Source organism: Acetobacter garciniae (assembly GCF_017377735.1).
In the GTDB taxonomy this organism is placed as follows: domain Bacteria; phylum Pseudomonadota; class Alphaproteobacteria; order Acetobacterales; family Acetobacteraceae; genus Acetobacter; species Acetobacter garciniae.
Map to the genome: position 1 here is coordinate 1 of NZ_JAFVMH010000035.1, position 1,514 is coordinate 1,514.

A 1,514-nucleotide genomic window follows, 5' to 3' on the forward strand; every position below is an offset into this window, starting at 1 on the left:
TGTCCGTCGTCGCAAGATTTGGGACTATGGATGGTGTGAAATAACGGAGGGTCTGGCCCATCTGATTATGATGTTTAGGCGGCGCGCTGCTGATGAAGCAAGCGTCGTTTCTGGATGGTAGCTCTTTTGATGCGCTCACGTTCGAGCAGGATTGTCTGCCCCCGTCCGAACCAGACATCGGCCGGCGTGAGATTGTTGAGGCTCTCGTGATAGCGGCGCTGATTATAGTTTTCGACGAATGCCTCGATCTGGCTTTCGAGATCTCCAGGCAGATAATAATGCTCAAGAAGCACGCGGTTCTTGAGCGTCTGGTGCCAACGCTCGATCTTCCCTTGTGTCTGGGGATGGTTGGGAGCGCCACGCACATGATCCATGCTGTTCTGATTTAGCCATTTCGCGAGTTCGTCAGCAACATAACAGGGGCCGTTATCGGAGAGCAGTCGCGGGCGGTGTCTGACCGTGGCTTGATGAAGCCCTGATGCCTGCAAGGCGAGTTCCAGCGTTTGCGTCACATCGGATGCGGCCATGGTCGTGCACAACTTCCAGGCGATGATGTAGCGTGAGAAATCATCAAGGATGGTCGACAGATAGAACCATCCCCATCCGATAACCTTGAGATAGGTGAAATCCGTCTGCCAGAGCTGGTTCGGCGCTGTTGTTTTTGTATGGAAGCTCTCCGCCGCCTTGATGACGATGAATTTCGGACTGGTGATCAGGTCATGGGCCTTGAGCAGGCGATAGACCGAGGCTTCCGAGACGAAATAGCCCTGCTCGTCGGTGAACCGCACGGCAATTTCACGAGGCGACAGTTCCGGCGTCTCCAGCGCCAGATCAATGATCTGTGCACGGATATCGTCCGCGATGCGGTTCCATATCCGATTGGGTCCAGAGGGCTTGTCAGCCAGGGCTTCCGGTCCGCCCGTCCGATATAGATCGCACCAGCGGTGAAAGGTTGAACGCGGGATACCAATCTTGCCGAGAACCTGCCGAACCGGCAGGGCTGATTGCTCGACAAGGCGGATGATCTCGAGCTTTTCCGAAGCCATATATCTCATGCGGGGTCTCCCCCATCCCCGATCATGCTTTTTTTAAGCAGGCGCAGTTCCAGTGCCTGCTCGGCCACGACCTCTTTCAGGGCCCGCGCCTCGTCACGCAGATGACGGACTTCACTGGTCGTGGCGTTACGCGCCGTATCGCCCGCAAGTCGTTTCTTCCCGGCCTCAAGAAACTCCTTCGACCAGGAATAATACAGGCTTTCGGCAATACCTTCACGGCGGCACAGCTCAGCTATGCTGCTCTCGCCCCGCAGGCCATCAAGCACAATGCGGATCTTCTCTTCCGCCGAATACTGCCGGCGCGTCGCCCGGCGGATATCGCGGATCAACCGCTCCCCCGATGTCGTCTCCGGCAAGGATTTCTGGCTCATACTTCACTCCTTCGTCGTTACGATGAGCCAGAAATCCTCCATTATTCAATTCACCAATTTCGTCCCATAGATCCTGACGGCGGACAGT

The 1,514-nt window shown here is 56.1% G+C and carries 1 protein-coding gene; it reads right to left on the reverse strand.

Annotated elements, in window-relative coordinates; translation table 11 throughout:
* Window positions 1-74: 74 nt before the first annotated feature.
* A protein-coding gene (locus J2D77_RS17095; protein WP_207847740.1) for an IS3 family transposase occupies window positions 75-1,426 on the reverse strand; the annotation gives its coding sequence in 2 pieces (ribosomal slippage) (window positions 75-1,090 and window positions 1,090-1,426; 1,353 coding nt in all).
* Between the last annotated feature and the right edge of the window lie 88 nt (window positions 1,427-1,514).